The organism is Enterobacter cloacae complex sp. P24RS (genome assembly GCF_014982165.1).
In the GTDB taxonomy this organism is placed as follows: domain Bacteria; phylum Pseudomonadota; class Gammaproteobacteria; order Enterobacterales; family Enterobacteriaceae; genus Enterobacter; species Enterobacter quasihormaechei.
This window is the reverse complement of the sequence record NZ_JADCKU010000005.1, coordinates 1-17927: the sequence shown is the minus strand read 5'-3', so window position 1 is coordinate 17927 and position 17927 is coordinate 1. Positions and strand designations below refer to the sequence as shown.

At 53.1% G+C, this 17927-nt stretch carries 21 protein-coding genes; all 21 read right to left on the bottom strand.

Annotated elements, in window-relative coordinates:
• Nucleotides 1-48: 48 nt before the first annotated feature.
• Nucleotides 49-642 (bottom strand): tail assembly protein, encoded by a 594-nt coding sequence (locus INF58_RS06410; protein WP_193527288.1) that lies wholly within the window; start codon nt 640-642, stop codon nt 49-51.
• Nucleotides 630-1361, bottom strand: a complete 732-nt coding sequence (locus INF58_RS06405; RefSeq protein WP_193527287.1) for a C40 family peptidase — start codon at nt 1359-1361, stop codon at nt 630-632. Before INF58_RS06405 ends, INF58_RS06410 begins: the two co-directional genes overlap by 13 nt.
• Nucleotides 1362-1373: 12 nt before the next feature.
• Nucleotides 1374-2144: a phage minor tail protein L gene (locus tag INF58_RS06400; RefSeq protein WP_193527286.1), complete on the bottom strand. Its 771-nt coding sequence runs from the start codon at nt 2142-2144 to the stop codon at nt 1374-1376.
• A complete protein-coding gene (locus tag INF58_RS06395; RefSeq protein WP_193527285.1) occupies nt 2144-2494 on the bottom strand; it encodes a phage tail protein in 351 nt (116 codons plus the stop codon). Before INF58_RS06395 ends, INF58_RS06400 begins: the two co-directional genes overlap by 1 nt.
• Before the next feature lie 32 nt (nt 2495-2526).
• Nucleotides 2527-5472, bottom strand: coding sequence for a phage tail tape measure protein (locus tag INF58_RS06390; protein ID WP_193527284.1), 2946 nt, complete (start codon nt 5470-5472; stop codon nt 2527-2529).
• Nucleotides 5473-5509: 37 nt separating this feature from the next.
• Nucleotides 5510-5758: a DUF1799 domain-containing protein gene (locus tag INF58_RS06385; RefSeq protein WP_060460419.1), complete on the bottom strand. Its 249-nt coding sequence runs from the start codon at nt 5756-5758 to the stop codon at nt 5510-5512.
• 62 nt (nt 5759-5820) lie between these two features.
• Nucleotides 5821-6171, bottom strand: coding sequence for a phage tail assembly chaperone (locus INF58_RS06380; RefSeq protein ID WP_193527283.1), 351 nt, complete (start codon nt 6169-6171; stop codon nt 5821-5823).
• Between the two features lie 44 nt (nt 6172-6215).
• The gene (locus tag INF58_RS06375; RefSeq protein WP_193527282.1) at nt 6216-6896 is read right to left on the bottom strand and encodes a phage tail protein; all 681 of its coding nucleotides are present in this window, start codon (nt 6894-6896) and stop codon (nt 6216-6218) included.
• 65 nt (nt 6897-6961) lie between these two features.
• The gene (locus tag INF58_RS06370) at nt 6962-7372 is read right to left on the bottom strand and encodes a DUF4128 domain-containing protein (protein ID WP_193527281.1); all 411 of its coding nucleotides are present in this window, start codon (nt 7370-7372) and stop codon (nt 6962-6964) included.
• Nucleotides 7369-7953: a hypothetical protein gene (locus INF58_RS06365; protein WP_193527280.1), complete on the bottom strand. Its 585-nt coding sequence runs from the start codon at nt 7951-7953 to the stop codon at nt 7369-7371. The genes INF58_RS06370 and INF58_RS06365 overlap by 4 nt, the downstream gene beginning before the upstream one ends.
• Before the next feature lies 1 nt (nt 7954).
• On the bottom strand, nt 7955-8305 hold the full coding sequence (locus INF58_RS06360) for a hypothetical protein (RefSeq protein ID WP_193527279.1): 351 nt from the start codon (nt 8303-8305) through the stop codon (nt 7955-7957).
• Between the two features lie 3 nt (nt 8306-8308).
• Nucleotides 8309-8569 (bottom strand): hypothetical protein, encoded by a 261-nt coding sequence (locus INF58_RS06355; protein ID WP_032654540.1) that lies wholly within the window; start codon nt 8567-8569, stop codon nt 8309-8311.
• A gap of 1 nt (nt 8570) precedes the next feature.
• Nucleotides 8571-9053 (bottom strand): DnaT-like ssDNA-binding protein, encoded by a 483-nt coding sequence (locus tag INF58_RS06350; protein ID WP_193527278.1) that lies wholly within the window; start codon nt 9051-9053, stop codon nt 8571-8573.
• Nucleotides 9050-9646: a hypothetical protein gene (locus tag INF58_RS06345; RefSeq protein ID WP_193527277.1), complete on the bottom strand. Its 597-nt coding sequence runs from the start codon at nt 9644-9646 to the stop codon at nt 9050-9052. Before INF58_RS06345 ends, INF58_RS06350 begins: the two co-directional genes overlap by 4 nt.
• A complete protein-coding gene (locus INF58_RS06340; RefSeq protein ID WP_193527276.1) occupies nt 9628-11085 on the bottom strand; it encodes a glycosyltransferase family 2 protein in 1458 nt (485 codons plus the stop codon). Before INF58_RS06340 ends, INF58_RS06345 begins: the two co-directional genes overlap by 19 nt.
• Nucleotides 11086-11227: 142 nt before the next feature.
• A complete protein-coding gene (locus tag INF58_RS06335; protein WP_193527275.1) occupies nt 11228-12175 on the bottom strand; it encodes a major capsid protein in 948 nt (315 codons plus the stop codon).
• Nucleotides 12176-12187: 12 nt separating this feature from the next.
• Nucleotides 12188-12958 (bottom strand): hypothetical protein, encoded by a 771-nt coding sequence (locus INF58_RS06330; protein WP_193527274.1) that lies wholly within the window; start codon nt 12956-12958, stop codon nt 12188-12190.
• 86 nt (nt 12959-13044) lie between these two features.
• Nucleotides 13045-14136, bottom strand: coding sequence for a phage minor head protein (locus INF58_RS06325; RefSeq protein ID WP_193527273.1), 1092 nt, complete (start codon nt 14134-14136; stop codon nt 13045-13047).
• A gap of 1 nt (nt 14137) precedes the next feature.
• Nucleotides 14138-15526: a DUF4055 domain-containing protein gene (locus INF58_RS06320; RefSeq protein ID WP_131636760.1), complete on the bottom strand. Its 1389-nt coding sequence runs from the start codon at nt 15524-15526 to the stop codon at nt 14138-14140.
• 1 nt (nt 15527) lies between these two features.
• Nucleotides 15528-16835: a terminase large subunit domain-containing protein gene (locus tag INF58_RS06315; protein WP_193527272.1), complete on the bottom strand. Its 1308-nt coding sequence runs from the start codon at nt 16833-16835 to the stop codon at nt 15528-15530.
• Nucleotides 16813-17799 (bottom strand): terminase small subunit, encoded by a 987-nt coding sequence (locus INF58_RS06310; protein ID WP_193527271.1) that lies wholly within the window; start codon nt 17797-17799, stop codon nt 16813-16815. Before INF58_RS06310 ends, INF58_RS06315 begins: the two co-directional genes overlap by 23 nt.
• Nucleotides 17800-17927 lie beyond the last annotated feature (128 nt).

Sequence of the window (17927 nt, the reverse complement as noted above, 5' to 3'; positions counted from 1 at the left end):
CCATAAAAAAAGCACCCGACTGGGTGCTTGATATTCAGAAAGGTGTTATCAGATATCTTCGGCGACTATGCCCGCACTGATGATGGCGCCACCAATCTCGCGGTCACCATAAAGAAGCGCGACCGGGTTACCCATCGCAAGGGTATTCACCGAGCCACCGAAGGCATAAGAGGGTTTATTGTCAGGGTCGTCTCGCCCCTGTAACCCTTTGGGCTGGGGCGAAAGCATCTGGTAAATACCGCCGGCCATCATTGACGCGCCCGACATCGCAAGCCCTGTGCCAAAGGTAGCTAAAGCCCCGGAGCTAAAGTAAGAAATCGCGATGCCAGCCACCACCATCACAGCGCCCAGGATGGTCTGAAATACTCCGGCTTTTTTCGAACCTTCCATAATCGGCGCAATGCGGATATCACTGTCTCCTGTCAGCTCCTGGAAGTCCTGAGTGCCGATATTCCTTTTCCCGCGGAACACGGCGAAGGTCATGCCGTTTTTTTTGGCATTCATCAGATAGTCTTCCAGCCCGTCGAAATTGATGCACAGGGCTTTTACCGCTTCGGCAGATGTCTGCACTGCCAGTTTATGCACACGCCCGAAGCGGGCGCCCAGTCCGCCATACAGACGAATGGTGGTTAAACGCGCCATGGCTTTATCTCCTGCGGCAGGTCTTTGTGACGAACGCAGATCATCGTGCGGTCTTTGAAATAGCCTCGGGCATACGGGGTAATGCAGGAAGGCTGGCCGTAAAGGTGGTGGAGCAGTTCACCTTCTTCAGTGATGATGCCCGCGTGGTTCCACTTATCAGAATCAACCTGCATAATGACCATACAGCCAGGTGCCGGATCGCACTCGACGAACCCTTCCCGCTCCCACTTTTCGAAATAGAGGTTGTCAGGGTACTGGCTTTCCCACCACGGGTAGTCGACGCGAAAATCGTTCAGCTTGACGCCTTGGATGGCATGCCAGTCCATAATCAGCCCCCAGCAGTCATTCGAGCCCAGGATAAACGGACGCCCAATAAGCGGCACCGCCTCCGGCGTTATCTCGGCGTATTCATCGCTGTCCGGTGCGTAAATACCCCAGACCACGCCGGAGTTGTTGCACTGCTGGCGGTCAAAATCGGACGGAATGGGCCGGGCCCCATCGCCCGGGTGGGAGTGGATAACGCGAATAATCGTCCCGATATCTTCGGCGTTAGCCCAGTGCTCGCCGTCGATGCGAAAATGCTCTGTCGGATTTTCGTGGGTATTCGGCACGGGGATGTAGCGCTGGCGACGGCCAGACTGAATAACGAAGCCACAGCACTCACGCGGGGATTCCTCCCGCGCATGTGTCCGGATAGCTGCCATTATGGTTTTATTCATTGATACGTCCGGTTATCGTGTGAAGAGAACGGTTGCCGGGAAGCCACCAAAATCGAGGATTGCAGAGTTAGGATCGGTCAGGCCAGCGCCAAATCGTTTACGGCAGTCACTGAGACAACCGCCACAAACATCAAGGGCAGGATCTGACACTGGGTTTCCTTTCGCGTCAAAATACGCAGTACCGTTATAGGTGCATCCATCGCCGCTACGGTACTGTCCGCGCAGCGCCCATTCACAAAGCGATGTGATTTGTCTGGTGGGGATCACAAGGCTTTGCAAATCGGCCGGGCTACTGAGTGCCCAGGTAACCACCTCATCATCTTCGGAGGTTTTGGTATCAAGCCAGAAGGTCTGAAGCGTGAACATTGACGAATCAGCTGTAGGATTTACACCGCCAGGGTAATTCACGGCATCGAGATAAACCGCATAGGTATCGATAATGCTTACTTTAGCGTTAACCATGTCCTTAAATTGCAGGCACAGCGCAGTGATATGGCCGTCAAGGTTTGAGACGCTTAGAGTGGGCTCCGCCGCCTGTTCTGTTGATAGCTCCAGGCCTGAAACCTGAAACGGCCAAAAATCGTAGGTGTTGCCACCGAAGACGATTGGCTTGGGTCCGAGCTTTTGTTCATCTCCATTGGCAACATCGATCTCTTCGGGTGTATGGGGGAAAGGTGCGTAGTGGAATCGGTGGATCCCGCCACTGAACTCTGAGGCGTCAACTTCAACCAGGCGGACCCTGCCACCCGGCGCCAGCATCGCCGCCTGATCGACTAATGCCATTATGCGTACACTCCGTAAGCCCGTTTGATGGTGAACGCCAACTCAGCATATTTGCTGCTGATCTGCGTTTTACGAACCGAATCTGCTACGACGCGGTAAAGCCCCTTCTCCTCGCCTGGCGGCGTAATGATGAAAGCTTTAACGGTATGAGCAAGGAGAAAATCACGAATCCTGTCCACTTCCGATTCTGCGCCTGTGTGCTTCATAGGGATCTGAATAGCCGTGGAGTTAATACCGTTATCGGCCACCTGCTCATAGCCATCACCGAACTGCGCTGCGCGTACCGCCTGGCTATATTCAATCGCGCCAGCACCGAGCTGCGAGCGCCAGCTGTATGTTTCAACTGTCATATTTGCTCCATAAAAAAACCCGCCGAAGCGGGCTATCTACCTTTGCTGAAGGTGTAGATCATACCTCCCGGTTTAAGATGTTTCTGGATAACCCGGGTGGCTGCATTCTGCATTTCATCTGCGAGCGCTCGGCCCATAGCATCACCAGAACCATTAGTTTGAGCAGAAGCATTCCCGTTGGTCTCTACGTTTACGACTGTACTGATTACTGGCGCAGAACCGCCTGTTCCCGTACCGCTGTTTAGCCCATACATTGGCGCACGGCCAACGAACCCGCCATCTGCATAGCCCTGAGCATTACGCATTAGGGCATAAAGATTACCCACACCCAATGCAGACGTTGCCTCTTTGGTGAATACAAACTCACCGCCGTGAACGATGCCTTTTGGCTCGAATTTTCCGCCATCGCCAGTGTATCCGCCATCCCATTTCTGTTGTATCGGACCAACGAAACTTGGGCTACCTTCCCCGCCGCCTTGAGGATTGAATGAGCCAGAAATCCAACCAAGAGCTTTCTGTACCGCCCAAGCCACAAGCAATCGGTTAATGATCTCAACAATCATTTTGAGGATGGATGCCGCAAACTGTCTGAAAGATGCCGTTCCTGTTGTGACAAGGCTGGTCATCATGTCGGAAATACCTCCGAGGGCAGTTTGCGCTGCCTGCGACACTGAGGAATAAACGTTCTGCGCCGTCTGAAGATATTCATTCAGCCCATTGACAGCACCAGCTCGCCAGTTCTGTTCAAGCGAGTCCTGCGCTTTATAGGTTTTGCGCATTTCAGAAAGGGCTTTCGTCTGAGCCTTAGGATTTAGGGCATACTCTTTCTCGATACGATCGAGTTCCATCCATCTCTGAGCATCTCGAGATGATCCACCTGTAGCGAGTAAGGCAACCTCGGCACGTTTAGCCTCTTGCTGACGCTGCAACTTCTGTGCACTGTCCATCAGATCGTTCATCTTCTTCTGATGCTCAATCTGCCGGGATAAACTGGCCTCTTTCTCGATGCTCAGCCGAATTTCCTTTTGGTGCGTAAGAATAGATTTTTCATCAGCTGTGAGTTGTTTCTTCTCCTTGAGATCAGCAATTTGCTGATTGAAGGCCAACAATCGTTTTTCACCATCAGTCATTGATTCCGTTTGCAATGACTGTTGACGCAATACCGCCAGGCGTTGTCGAGACTCCTGAAGCATTCGGGTTGCGGCATCAATACTGATCTTATCAGCTCTTCCTTTTCTTTCTGATTCGTCAGCAAGCTTACTTACTGCGCTACGGGATTCTCTGTTGGCTCCCCCCTCTCCCGTTACACCAGAACCTCGAGCTTCAGCCTCATAATTTGCCTGTGCATTAGGTGCGGTGATGCGCTTCCACAAAATGTCATAGCGCTTTCTGTTCGCTTCAATTTCCTTATCAGCTTCTGCACCGGCCTTTTTCATAGCCGCGATATCCATGCCGAGGAAATTAGCTAAGGCGCCCCCACCAGGTATTTTTTCTGCCCAACCAGCGATCGTCCCGGTAAATTTGGCATCCAGAGAAGTGATGTTGAGGAATAGGTCGTTAATCGATGCTTTTACTAATTCAAAAATATCGATAACCTGATTGGCCCAGGCGCGAAGAGTTACCCCAATCTGCTCAAACACATTCGACGCAGTTGTTCTTACAGTTTTCCATGCTCTGCCAACATTATCTGTTGTTTCGACGACTTTTTTGCTGCGCTCCTCCATCACGGCAGCATAAAGTCTTACCGCCTCCGTAACTGCGGCCTGCTCTCCTTTAGTCTGTTTAAGTTGGATCAGATGTTTCATTTCAGCTTCTGTCAGGAAGCCGTATTTTTCATTGAGTTCGGCCAGCCCTTTAATTGGATCTTTAAGAATCTTACCAAAGTCTGCCATGGAGTCTTTGGTATCAATACCGGCGTCTTTCATCACCAGCATTGCCTTTGCGATCCGCTCCATTTCAGGGCCACTCGCTTTCCCCTGATTATTCAGGTCGATTAAGGTGTCAGTGACTTCTGAGACTGAATTACCGGTTTCCGATGCAACCCTCGCTGCAACTGAATTCAGTTGTTCAAGCGATTTGAAACCTGCGCCCCCCATCAGCAACACTGATGACGCCGCCCGATCGAATTGCTCGGATGATTTAAAAGCCACAGCCCCCATCAGTGCCAATGTTCCAATGAGTCCACCGATAGCGATGCGGGCAGGTGTTATCAATGACGTAACAGCCTTCAGCGCATTACCAACACCTCCAAAGGAGTCGCGGATCTGCCCCCCCTGCTGGATGGCCACCATATACACCGGCATACCTGAGGCGAGAGAGGTCACTACGTCGGTGATCTGCATCGGTAACTGGCGCATTGCATTACGGTACTGACCAGCGCTAATTTCACCATGCCTCCAGGCATCCTCCTGTTCCCGCAGTTTTGAAATGAACGGTGCAGACTGTTCAGCTACCCCCAACTGAGCAGCCTTCATCTCCAGAATTTCAGCGCGAGTTTTCCCTACTGCTGAAGCCTGCTCCTGCAATGAAGCAACGAACGCCTCTCCCGCCTGCGCCGCACGTTTCGCTGAGGCCTCCTGTTCGAGCAGCGCACGTCCTTCTTCCGTGAGAGTCATGTGCGTGCGTTGGAGCTTATTTCTGGTGTCGTCCAGGATCGCACCATAATCGCGGAATTGCTCGGTGGGCAGCAGACCTTTTTTATTAGCCTGCGTCAGCTGCGCGTAGATCTTATCAAGCTCTTCGAATGCTTTATTGGTGGGATTGATTCGGTTAAGGAGGTTCTGTAATTCCTGCTGCTGCTCCTTCAGGCTTTGGTTTTGTTGCTTACCCGACTGAGCGCCAGCCCGAAAAACACTGTTGAGATTATCCGCCTTTTGAGCAGCACCCGCAGCTGTTGCCTGAAAGTTATCAAGCTCCTGATTCCCTCGCTCCAGTTCACTGGTATTAACTTTCAGGGAGATCGTTGCAATATCAGACATTCGGTATCTCCGGGTATAAAAACCCGGATAATCCGGGTTAATGATTTTGATTTTTATGGATGGTTCGGAGGGCTGCGGCCTCCATTACCCTCACATCCTGTAAAGCGCCTGCCTCGTCGTCGATACCGTGAATCCTCATCATCCAGGGCAAGACGTTATAGTCCAGCCCGGTCACCCCACCGATACCAGTTCTCCATTGTGTAAACATGTCTCTGAAAATACAGAATGCTGGCCACACATCAGGGAGGACGTCTATTTCAACATCGTCCAGATCGTCCAGGGTCATGCTGAATGCAGCTAATTCTTCAGCGGAGGGTTCAGGCGTAAAACACGCCTCGGCAAGCGCTATCAGTTTTTTTCGCGGACGGCGTACAACTCTTTCGTGTAAGCGGCAACAATGGAGTCGAAAGCACGGGGATAATTTTCAAGCAACAACGCAAGATTATCCCGGTTGTATTCACTGTCGATATTCCAGCTTTCAATAATTTCAGCCAGATAATTCAGGGGAGCATCCACCTGATCGGCGCTGCCATCCACCAGTTCGGCGGCACGCTTCAGGTTATCTTCCATGTCTTTCAACTGCTTTCGGGTTTTATGGCGGACAATCAGAGCAACCACCCCGTCGTCTTCACCAGGGCGTGGAATGCTCACCGAAAGTTTAAAAGTTGGTTTCGGGTTTAACGTAAATTTTGTAGCCATAATAAAAATCCTTGAAGCCCCTTTCGGGGCTGGAAAGTGGATGGTTAGCTGCCTGGAGTGGTGTCTGCGTCTTTGTAGAATGTGGTGCCTTTTGACTGTACGGCAAACGCGACGGTGACTGTTTCAATCTGGTTAACTACAGGGTTTGGTTCACCAGAGAAGGATGGCACCACTGACCAGTAACGTGTTTCTTTTGCTTTAGGCACGTACATGTAAACAGCGATAGTGTCGCCAGCAAGATCTGCCTCTTTCAGAAGCGGGTAGAACGGCTGGTCAGAGTCATGGGCGACCGTATAAGTCTGCGTTTTTGCAGATTTATACGTCGGCAGGCTTCGCTGCGTGTCATCTTCCAGGAACTGGAATTGATAATACTGCTGCTCGCCCCCAGCAGCGGATACTTCAGTGATTTGAGGGATCTGCACCCAATCAGCAGACTCAACCATCCTGAGGGATCCAGAGCCAGAGCCGGTCGGGAAAATTTTGGTGTTTGAAGTGTTTACACCACCAATCGTTGCCTGCGAGCCGGAGACTACTGTTACTTTACCTACCAGATTATCCAGTGCGGTCCATGGGGAACTCAGCAGAACGACATCGCCTACTTTGACTGTTCCACCGTTGAGCGTTAATACAGCGTTTGCTGCGTTAGAAATATCCGTGATGGTAATTGGGTTGCCTGAAGCTGGCGCCACAAATACCGTTGCGCCATTTGGTAGATGGAAAGCCATCTTTTACCTCGCATATAAAAAAACCGGCCATTAGCCGGTTGTGGGTGAATAACAGAAGTTGAGGGTTAAGTGCTTATATCAGCACGGTAGTTGAAGCTTACGGGAACGGTGTAGGACACGGGTGTAGGGATGCCGCGGAATATGCCAGGCTCACTGCTAACCCAGCACGTAAAGTCATGACCTTCGATTTCCTGACCTTCGGGGAACAACTTCACCACTCTGCCCGCCAGAGCAATCACGGCGGAACGACCTGAACCGGCCGGCGCCACAACATTGATCTGGTACACGCCAGAATAAGTCCGGCAGCGCAAGCCGAGATCGATTGTTCGCGGCGTAACGGGCATATCGTGAACGACCAGGTACATCTCGTTAGCAGGGGGTGTAAACGGCACGTTCTCCCATGCAACCTGAATACCTTCTGCATCAGCCCATTCACCAAGCCTTGCGGCGAGTGCCGCGGCAATATCTGGAATCACCTGGGCACCTCTCTTACGGCTTCCTCAAAGAAGCGTTGAAACTCAGCGGCAGTTATGCGAACCATGCCGCCAGGCGCCTGTGTGGAATGCCCCATTTCAAGCGGGTAGGCATAGGGCACGTTGTTGCAGAAATAAATGGCCTTCATCCCGACTTTGAACAATGACAGCGTGTAGTTCCCGGCTGCTTTTGTCAGATCACCGGTTTTATCTACTCTTCCTGTTTCATCAGTTGTCGGAGCATCAAACGATACCTGCCAGTTACCGCGAAAGCGTCCGCCCGTATACCCTGGCGGTGCTTTGATATCCATCCCATCCACCAGCCGGGCTTTTTTCTTAAGCCGCCCGGTTTTGGTCAGGTTGTCGGGATTGGCCCGCTGCGCTTCGTTATGGTCGTAAACAGCGCGATTATAGGAAACAGCTGTCTGGTTAACCTCCCACAACTCCGGGTTGCCCACTGGAGACATCATCACCAGTTGGTTAAGTATTTTAATACCAACCGTGCGCACCACAGCTTCTTGATTCGCTTTGGCCTTATTGACGAAGGCTGTGATTTCAGCGAGGAATGCCGTGTTCTCGCCCATGTTAAGCCCTCAGTTGCGCTTTGTAGCAGAGTACCAGCGAGGCAGGTTTTGCAGGGTTGGGGTTCACAACGCGGTAGGCTGTGCCGTCTAGATCAACCACATCGCCGATTTTAATTTCCTGCTCTGCGGTAAAGACGATTCGAACATCACCGTTTACGATGACCGTTCCATCAATTTCGCCTGGCGCGTATTCGGTCTTCACGCCCACAGCAGTAAAACGGACCTCTTCAGTTTTATGCTCAACGCCGCCGATAACCGTTACCGAGCCTTTACGGGTGACGTTGTATAACGCTCCGTTCTGCCTGAGCATGCGCGTTGTTCTGGCCTGCATACGTAGGTAATCAATGGGCATTCGTCAGCGCCTCTCGATTTGCAGATTGATAAAATCAGTTTTGAGTGATTCGATGGCGCCAACCATAACGTACGGAAAACCACCGCTATGCCAGGCATCCATAACCGCACCGCTTTCATCAATAAGCAAAATAGCCATGCTACGATAATTGCCTTCGCGAGCAGCATGAAGCGCCTCTTCCAGAAGCCTAATAACCTCTGTTCGGTTATGTTCCAGATCAGCATCTTTTCTGCTCGCCAGGTTAATAACTTTCAGGTCCGGCATGTCATGCCCTCTCTGCAAATGCATTGATTGCGTAGCCACGACCACCAGCAAGATCGCCCAGCAGCCCCATCACAGCAGGATACGACGGTGTAAAGACTTCGCCATCTGCGACCGCATAGGTCATCGTGACAGCGCCTTCCACACGTTCAGTCTTCACTGCTGCCTCACGCACACTTGAGAGCAGATCACCATCAATAGCCTCAACTGCAAGCATGCACTGAGCTGCAATGACCTGCCGAGGCACCTCATCCACGGGGAGGTCGTAGCCGTCCATGACGACGTTCACGCGTGGCCAGGCCAATGGCTGGCGCGGGTTAGCTTTCTGTCCCACCCAGTCCAGTCCTTCCAGATAGTCCATCGCCTTAATTAGCAATGAGCCAATTTTTTTCGGTAACTCGATATCTCTCACTTCAGCGAAAGCGACTAAATCAGACTCACTGGCATAGCTGTTAAAACCCGGGTCTGTTGGGTCGGTGATAATCATAGTTCCTCCAGGGTGTCGGCTAATGACCACGCACGCCGGGCCTCAGTTCTGGGCTTACCATCCGGATGGCGTTCAACACTTGGCCCGTCTGCATGCTCAACCAGAGATTCGGACAGATAAACCACCTCCCGCCCCCAGGCTCTGCCGATAGCAAAATCGGCTGCGAGATGATGCGGCCAGCGAGCCAGAATACCCGCCAGCTCCTTCTGGGGGATGCTATAGCAAACACCGTGGAGCAGGGTTGGTAGGGTTAAGGTCTCCCTGCATGATGACAACTTTGCCGCAATAGTTGGTTGCCATTGCGGAGGCCTGCTGGTACCGAGATAGAAACTGATGAGAGAATCAGGGAATCGGGCCAGCCAGTCACTTATCTTGTTGATGAATCCGTGAACAGGTATCGCGTCGTCTTCCAGCACCACTACCCGGCAGGTTTGTTCTGCTGCCCACTCAAGCGCGCGGCGATGATTCCAGTTCGCACCGTGGTTACCGTCATCAATCAGCAGATGAGCATCCAGCAGCGCAGCAAGACGTTGTGCATGTCCTGTCCGGGCGTGGTGACCAACCACAACAAACCTCACTTGTGTTTCCACCACGCTGCCTCCTTACCGATGCCCTCAGTTTTGAATACCGTGTGAACCATAGGGCCTGTGATCAGCCTGTCAGCGAATGACTTCGCAACAATGCCGAACGCCATCATGTCGCCCACCGCGGCGCCAGCCAGTTCTTTCTTCCAGAAACGATAGCTCTCGATCCGGTAGTAAAGACGGATGATGCCGTGAGCGAACTCCATCACAACAGCGCGGGTACCCCCCAGCAGCCCAGCGTTAAGCATCACATCGTTGCGGTGCTCTTCAATGAACTCCTGATAGATGCGCTCCGGATGATTCTGCTTTGCCCAGGAATCGACGTAGGTCTTTGGTTCAGAACCGACGTACACCTTCCCTGCCTCCATTTCTTCCCACGGCGCGCGAAGCATTTCGACATCGGTACCATCGGTACACCAGACGAACCGGTATTCAGGGTGATCTCGCAGGTGCTGCCAGATGTGCAACCAGCGACGAAAGTAGACATTCATCTTCACGTCAGGAACGCGACATAGCTCGACATCTGCCGGGGCCGTCAGTAATTCATCCACCAACGCTATACGACCACACTGGCGAAGCGAGGCCGCCCATTTGCTCAGCATGTCAGGAGAGGCCGCCATTTTTGTGCCGCGCTGCGGGTCAGGCTGGCTGGTAAGCAGCGTTGTGATAACCACGTCGCGCTGCTGGCGGTATTCAACGTAACCAGTAAACCCGGCATCACGCCGTTCGTTGTGGATCTTCACGTTACGTTCCACCAGCGCCTGTCGGTCGGGACGCGGTACCGAACGCTCTACGGCTTCATGCTCATCGAGAGAATGGATCAGTTTTTCTGAACCGGCCACATCACCGTAAGCCCATGTCGTCAGGCCAGCATTATGGATGCGCAGCGCGAGGTCGCTGTGTTCGTACATGCCGCGACCGTAAACGGGATCAAAACCGCCAACCTTCTCGATAGCGCTACGGTGGTAATACAGCATCACGCCGCGCTGCCCGGTGTAAGCCACATGCTGATCGTCACGGTAAAGCTCCGAAAGGTCATTCAGCTTGTTCGTGCCAGCAAGATCTAGAAACTGGTAAGCCAGGTGCGGTTCGTGGGATTCGATATACGGCAGGTGCCAGTTATCAGCGATGGGCCAGGCGTCATCGTCCCAAAGGAAAAGATGCTCACACCCGGCGTCCATAAGCGCGGTTAAACTGGCGTTCTTCGAAGCAACAATGCCAAGTGATGTTTCATGGCGACGCAGCTGCACGCCGTCTGGTACTACGGCGGGAGGTTTAGAGCCGTCGTCGATAACCACCACCTGCGCACCGACAGGAAGATGTTTGGTATGCTGCTCAATGGCGCGCTTTAAAACGTCTGGCCGGTTATGGGTAGTTATGGCAATGCCAATCCGTGACGCTGAAGCGCAGGCAGGCACAAACGGGACACCATCAATAGTGACCTGCATTTGATTTCCCTTTTAGACGTGAGCCTGTCGCACGGCAAAGCCGCCGAAAGTTAACGGTTTGCCCAGGCTCACAGCTGAAAGACTTTCTTCGATGTGCGCGTGCGATGCGCATAAAAAAGGGGCCAAAGCCCCTTTGTGATGATTAGCTACCGCCGCCGAGCTTGATGAGAACGCCCGCAGTGGATTTGTTGCTGGTGAAGTGTTTCTTCCAGTTGCCCGCAGTGCCGATGGCGGTCAGGTCAGGGTTATCACCTTTGGCGGTATCCCAGCTGTAACCCAGCAGGTCAACGTTCACCACGCCTTCAGCGCGATAGCCAACCGCAAGGTTTTCCTGATCGTTGATATCGTAGGAACGGAAGCCCGGCGCCTGAGATTCGGTGACGGTAACCGCACCAGCTACCAGCCCAAGGATCGCATCAGCGTCCATGGTGTCGGTCACCAGCACAGGTTTACCCAGGGTGCCTGGCTGCCCGCCGTAAACCACCACGCCCGCTTCTTCGTAAATTTTGTTGGCAATCGCCTCATCCACAATGTCGAAGTAGGTCGCGGAGTGCATCACGAACAGAACCACGCGGTTAAACTTGTCGCCGTATTTGCGCAAACCACGCGTCAGGGTCTTTTTACCGTCGGTCTCAATGTCGGCGGTTACGACCATGTCGGCGTTAGCACCAATCGCCGCAGTCAGTGCTTTCAGGCCATATTTCACATAGCCTTCAAGCGTGGCATCTGCAACATCAACGCCGATCACTTCGGAGAACTCATCAACGGAGCGGCCACGGCGTTTAAAGGCCTCTTCCGTGGTTTCATACGGGCCGTATTTCCACGGTGCTTTAACGGATACCGCTTCACCGGCACCGATTTTTTTACCTGTGACTTTATCGACAGAGTTCACATTGCGCGACTCAATGGAACCACCAACTTTGTAGAAGGCACGTTTACGGAAGTCGCCTTCAATCAGTTCGTTATCCAGCAAAATCGCACCGTTGGAGGAAGCGTTGAACACTTCCAGATTGTCCTGGCGACGCTCAAGAAACGCGGTCTGCGCCAGATCGTCATAAATAACCAGGTCGGTATTAACAGTCGTTGCCATGGTTTAAAGCCCTTATTTCGGAAGTTTGAGGAAGGCCTGCTGGCCGTGTTTGCGGATGTAGTCCGCTTTGTCGCTGGCGCTCATTTCGGAACGTTTCAGGCTTCCACCGCCGTTTGGCTTATGTCCGCCCGCGCCCGTACCTTCTGCGCGAGGGAACAGATGCGGAGCCGTCTCCTTGAGTGACTCCGCCCACTCAAGCGGGCTTAGTGGAGTTTTGCCGTCTTTACCGAACAGAACATCGCCATTTGCATCAACCGCTACGGCCTCGCCTTCGTCGTTGAGCTGGAATGTGCCTTTGGCACGCAGAATCAGATCGTCAGAAGCTTCCGGCAGCGCGCCCGCTTTAGAGGCTGCTGCACGGATTGCATCCCCGAGGACCCGATCCCGGAATTTGTTGGAGAACGCTTCAGCTTTTTCCGCGCGCTCGTTCGCCGCTTTGATCTGCTTATCAACGTCGGCACGCAGGCGCTCGGTACGCTTATCCAGCACCTCGTCAATTTTTCCGGCGGCGATAAGCTTCGCCTCTTCATCGTCAGAAAAACGCTGGAGAATGCCGCGTACAGCGTCTGGGTCGATACCGTCAAAACGTGACAGGTTTTCTTTTTGCTGTTTGATGGTGCCCAGTAGTTCAGAGTTTTTCGATTTCAGGCCAGTGACTTCACTGGTCACACGCTCATCAATCAGCTTCTGGATTTCGGGGGTGATTTCGATACAACCGCCACCACTGCCCTCACCGCCGCTTTCAGATGCGTAATATTTCAGAAGCATGTTTCGAATTAACATAATTTCCCCTCGGGATTTTGTCGGGCCTCGCCCATAAAAAAGCCCCGGCGGATGCCAGGGCGTGTAGAAAGTGATGGTTGTCAGGTTCAAGGACCTGATAGCTGCTTAAGACGTTCCAGGCTGATCCACTCGCCTTTGTCAGTGAACATATCAGCCAGGTCGATTTCACCCGTGCGGAACAGACGGCCACGCTCGGCACCCAGAACCTGATCCTGGCGTTGTGCCGGCTGACGCGCGAGCCATTCAAGATACGTAGTTTTAGCAGGTACCTGTCCGTCCATGCTGGCGCGGGTACCATCGTCCATTTCATCGATATCGATACCGAGTTCGCGCCACGACTTCAGAATCAGGGTTTCGGTAGAACGGCAGCAGAAATGAATTTTCCCGGGTCCTTGCAGGTAAGGTACCTTATGCCCGACCGGTTTATTATCCAGGGTGTAGCGCAGCAGGTCGCGAATGATGCAGTCGTGGCTGGTTTTATTATCCAGCGTAGACAGCCACTGCTTACCCTTCATGATGTCGCTGTTGGCGCTGGTGAAGCTGTTGCGCGCGGTGGCAGCCAGATGATTAACGGCAGTTTTAGCGATGCTTGCGGCATTTGCCCTGCTCATCTGGAGCGCGCCGTCGCGATAGTCTTTATTGGCATGGCCGCGCACGCTTCGGGCGATGGTTTCAACCGTGTCGCCAGCAAGGTAGCCACGGCGTACAGCGTTTATGACCCGCGCCAGCCTGTCCGATTCCAGATTCTCCGCCCACTCACTCAGCAGGCGCCCCTGAAATGGCTGAGCCATCGCCGCAGCATAAACCATATCGGCGGTGATTCCCTGTAGCGGGTAGCGTGCCAGCACCTGTGAGGGAAGAAGGGAATCGAACAGGCTCAGCTGATAACTGACCTCGTTCCTGGAAAGCGCCAGCAGTTCCCCTTCCAGCCCGGACTGCATTGAAGCGACAGCCTGATGGTTAAGTTCGCGTACGCTGCCGAGCAAGCTTTCCAGACGTCTAACCGTGAAGCTATCAGCCGGAAGCCGATCCAGTGCATCCAGCAGACGGGCAGATAGCTCTGCGTCAGTCTCGTTAAGCAGCTTCACCATCCGGTTAGCGACACCTGTCGCATAGCGGCTAATCCAGACGGAATGAGCAATGGCCTCATCCCGCAAACTTTCGTTGACTGTTGCCATTTCAGCCCCCGGTCAATGAGGGCGCCTGATTGCGGAGCGCATCAATCACATCATCCGGGCTGTCTGCCGGGTTGATGAGGTCGAGTTTCTGAAGTGCCCGGATCATGTCAGTATCGCGCAGTGCGCCGGACTGCCAAGCGTTCACAATGGCGGTGACCATCCCGGATTCGGCAACCTTCGCTATAAATTCCTGGTTGATGATGTAAGCTGGCTCATCCCCATTAATGCCCAGGTACTTTGCACACCAGCCCAGCGCCAGCGTGTAAGCCTCAGAAACGTTCGAAACGCAGATACCTAGCACCGATGTTGATGATGTCTGCTCACCGCTCGCCTGGGTAGCAGTCTTGGCCGTGGCGTTCTGCTCAATCAGTCGGGCGCCCAGCTGCACCATGTAATCGCGCTTGCTGTCCATGGCCTCTTTAGCCAGCATGTTCGGCTGCGCCTGGGCATAGCCAAACGAGCCTTCTCTGGGAAGCATTAGCGGTGAACGGGAACCAATTTTTACTCCGGCCTTCTCAAGGTAATCGCGCCAGTTGGTATCAAGCCCAGTCATATACGGCTGCACCTGACCACAGAACCACACGCTGTCCTCATAGTCAGCGCTGTTTCGATAATGGCCATGGTTTATCTCCACCAGCGCGGCCAGCGGTGAATCATCGATAGTGGGATCGTTGTTCTGGGCGCCGACAAAGGTAAACGGAATTTCATCCCAGTAGTCCTTTCCTTTAGGCTTCGGATGATATTCGCTGTCGACGGTGTAGGTTCCGCTTGCTGTGCCATCAGCCCGGCGCCATACCCGGCATATGAACCGCCCTTCTTCCAGCGCCAGCTCCCGGTACTGTATTTCATCCTTGTAAGCATAACCATCCGGCTCTTCTACGCATTCACGCAGGACCACCAGCACCAGCTGATCGCGCCCGTTAATTCGCTTTGTCCGCCAGTTGATGATGTTCTCTGCCGGATAGCGGAGGATGATCGCTTCGTCGGATGCTTCTGCATAGTCAACATAAAGCCCCTCTCGCGCCACCTCCAGCACGTTCTCGGCCACCAGCTGCGACTGTTGATAGATGCTGGTACCAGCACCGTCAGCATTATCCAGCAGGTATTTCAGCTTTTCAGGACCGTTAAAGGTGGGATCCTTTCGATATGCCATGCCAAGCATGCCGATCTTCGTATTACCCGCAATGGCGTAAAATACAGCGCGGCGCAGATAATCTTCATTGCGTTTACGGTTGCGCGTGGATTTATCGGTTGGATCGAGATAAGGCAAATACTTATTGCCCGCCGCTTTTACGGCCTCAGCTCCTTTGCAAAAATCTCTATATTTCCGCCAGGCAGCAGAAGCCGCCCGGTGTTCTGGTCGAACCCAGGTGATGTCGTCGTTTGCCATATCAGAAAGTGGTGTCCATGGTGATTGAGTATGCGGGTTTCACGATGGGGTAATCCTTCACAATGAAGTACCCACCAGCATCATTGGGGTGATCGTTATCAGCTTTTTTGTCCGGCTCTCCGTTCGCTGCCCAGACCTGTTGTTCGAGGCTTTCGGTGTAGACCGGGCAATTCTGGACGTTCACCAGATAACGGCGCTCGCCGTTGGCGTTACAGAACATGGCGTTCATCGAGTTGATGCGGTCTTTAACCGGCGGGTTGGCATCATCAACAATGACGCTGAATCCGGCATCGTTGAGCTGAGCGATATCGGTCTTGCTGGCGTTCTGGGACTTGCGGGAGTCGCCAGAGGCATCCGGATAGATGTAAATCTCCCGGCTCTTCACGTAGCGACCATCCTCGTAGCGCCAGAACTCTTCCTGTATACGCTTAATCATCGCCGGCGTGTCGTAGACCTTCACCAGCTCGCGAACCGCTCGCGGTAGCCCGTTACGCTTTACGTGAACAATCGCGGCCATTTTTCCAACGTTGAAGTCCATACCGATAAACAGCGGATCCCCATCCTTAATCTCGTCAGAACAGTTGTTCAGCTTACGGTTAAAGGTGTGGTAAATGGTTCCGCTATTGAGGTTCGTGAACTTCCCGCGCAGGTATGCCTGAATCAGTTCATCAGGATAAGAACTCAGCAGCGACGGGATGTAATCCGGGGGCAGGTTCTTCGCGTTGTCGAACGTACTGGCCTGTATCAGACCGTACAGAGCAGAAAGCTCGGGGTTTTCACGCACCGCCTTCACGAACTGCTGGTAAACGAATTTGAAGCCTTCCGGCGTTGTGGTGACATCGATGCCGTTACGCAACCCATCGACCTTGTAACGCATACGGGCTATGATTTTTCGCCATGCCTGTTGCGCTTTGGCTGCCGCCATGACGTCCAGCTCATCAACCATCGCGTTACCGATTTTGAAACCGACTATCGAGACGGGCTTCTCCATTGAGCGGCAGATTGTGGTCCCGCGGTATCGTCGCCCCTCGTAGAAGTGAACCTCTTTGTTCCCCTCATTGATTATGACGCTCAGCCCCCAGTCAAAGGCCACCTCTTCGATCGTCGGATAGAAGATGTCACGAATCTGCGGGTAAGTTGGCGCGAAATAACCCTGGTTGATTTTAGGGTGCTCCCACATCCCCTTACAGATGCCCCCACAACCCACCCACGTCTTACCGGAACCGAACCCGGCAACGTAGGCTTTGAATTTGTGCTGCATCGCGAGGAAACGCGCCTGAGGAATGTTAAGTGTCGGGCTGATCCCCATCTTCCGCCCTCGCGTCCACTACGTTGATATTGATCTGAACTGGGGTCGGTTCGTCATCATCACCATCACCGGCCAGCTCTTTGCGGAGTTTTTCCACCTCCAGCAGCCGACGGTCGATTTCGATCTGCTGGAGACGCTGCGCGAATTCGCTATCCGCCAGGCCAAGCCGCTTCATTACCGCTTCGAACATTCGCTCACGGCTGATAGCTGTTATCTCGACGCCATTCTTCCCCAGCTTCACACCGGAATAAGCCAGAGCAGCAACAGGGGAGAGTTTCCGGGTGTCGGCGAAATACGGCTGGCCAATACCATCGCCGTTGCAGCGCGGACAGCCAGGGTTAGGCTCTCGAGTGTGATCGTAGCCATAGCCACCAACATCAGCGGGCTCGCGACTCTTCCGCTCCACCGCTTCGAGGCGTTTCTCTTCGAACTCCACCATATCGCGCCATTGGTACTGGTGACCGAAGCCCCAGCAGTAACGACACGCGCCACGACGATACTGCGAAAGTTGGTTTGCATCGAAGGTGGCAAGCTGCCACATCTGTGCGAGGACTTCATCGGCACTGCCAAGCGTGCGCTCAATGGAGGCTTTTTGCTGCTGCGCAATCGCCTGCGCAACGTTAGGATTCGCTATTAGCTGACGACCATAGTTTGGGTCACTATAGCCAGCACGTGCAGCGGCTGCCGTGGCGTTATTATCCTTCAGGTATTCAGCAATAAAGTGCTTTACCTTCGCGCTTAGCTTTATAGCCACCAGCTCGTCTGCGCTTTTATCATTCTGCGCAGTGCGCACTATCTTTTGCGGGTAAATTTTTGTATTTTGCGCAGCAGTTTTCTTGATATAGCGGCGAGCAGTTACATAATTAAGATTATGTGTCTCGCACCATTTCTTAGGGGATATGCCAGTAGCAGCGTGATCAGACAGGAACCGCTTCTGCAGCTCGCCCCAGTCCGGCTTAGCCATTGTCACCTCTAAACTAAATGAACTTTAGACGTCACTCACAGCTTCAGTGTTTGAAGCAAGGAAGTATTTTTCTCAAAGAAATCTTGAAATGAGGATTTAAGCTTATGAAATATGTATAACTATGATGA

Coding starts and splice junctions, on each gene's coding strand:
- INF58_RS06320 (WP_131636760.1), bottom strand. CDS start 15,526: ATGGCAAACGACGACATCACCTGGGTTCGACCAGAACACCGGGCGGCT.
- INF58_RS06395 (WP_193527285.1), bottom strand. CDS start 2,494: ATGACAGTTGAAACATACAGCTGGCGCTCGCAGCTCGGTGCTGGCGCG.
- INF58_RS06315 (WP_193527272.1), bottom strand. CDS start 16,835: ATGGGGATCAGCCCGACACTTAACATTCCTCAGGCGCGTTTCCTCGCG.
- INF58_RS06325 (WP_193527273.1), bottom strand. CDS start 14,136: ATGGCAACAGTCAACGAAAGTTTGCGGGATGAGGCCATTGCTCATTCC.
- INF58_RS06355 (WP_032654540.1), bottom strand. CDS start 8,569: ATGCCGGACCTGAAAGTTATTAACCTGGCGAGCAGAAAAGATGCTGAT.
- INF58_RS06360 (WP_193527279.1), bottom strand. CDS start 8,305: ATGCCCATTGATTACCTACGTATGCAGGCCAGAACAACGCGCATGCTC.
- INF58_RS06375 (WP_193527282.1), bottom strand. CDS start 6,896: ATGGCTTTCCATCTACCAAATGGCGCAACGGTATTTGTGGCGCCAGCT.
- INF58_RS06365 (WP_193527280.1), bottom strand. CDS start 7,953: ATGGGCGAGAACACGGCATTCCTCGCTGAAATCACAGCCTTCGTCAAT.
- INF58_RS06335 (WP_193527275.1), bottom strand. CDS start 12,175: ATGGCAACGACTGTTAATACCGACCTGGTTATTTATGACGATCTGGCG.
- INF58_RS06390 (WP_193527284.1), bottom strand. CDS start 5,472: ATGTCTGATATTGCAACGATCTCCCTGAAAGTTAATACCAGTGAACTG.
- INF58_RS06350 (WP_193527278.1), bottom strand. CDS start 9,053: ATGATTATCACCGACCCAACAGACCCGGGTTTTAACAGCTATGCCAGT.
- INF58_RS06330 (WP_193527274.1), bottom strand. CDS start 12,958: ATGTTAATTCGAAACATGCTTCTGAAATATTACGCATCTGAAAGCGGC.
- INF58_RS06400 (WP_193527286.1), bottom strand. CDS start 2,144: ATGGCATTAGTCGATCAGGCGGCGATGCTGGCGCCGGGTGGCAGGGTC.
- INF58_RS06380 (WP_193527283.1), bottom strand. CDS start 6,171: ATGGCTACAAAATTTACGTTAAACCCGAAACCAACTTTTAAACTTTCG.
- INF58_RS06385 (WP_060460419.1), bottom strand. CDS start 5,758: ATGACCCTGGACGATCTGGACGATGTTGAAATAGACGTCCTCCCTGAT.
- INF58_RS06310 (WP_193527271.1), bottom strand. CDS start 17,799: ATGGCTAAGCCGGACTGGGGCGAGCTGCAGAAGCGGTTCCTGTCTGAT.
- INF58_RS06410 (WP_193527288.1), bottom strand. CDS start 642: ATGGCGCGTTTAACCACCATTCGTCTGTATGGCGGACTGGGCGCCCGC.
- INF58_RS06340 (WP_193527276.1), bottom strand. CDS start 11,085: ATGCAGGTCACTATTGATGGTGTCCCGTTTGTGCCTGCCTGCGCTTCA.
- INF58_RS06405 (WP_193527287.1), bottom strand. CDS start 1,361: ATGAATAAAACCATAATGGCAGCTATCCGGACACATGCGCGGGAGGAA.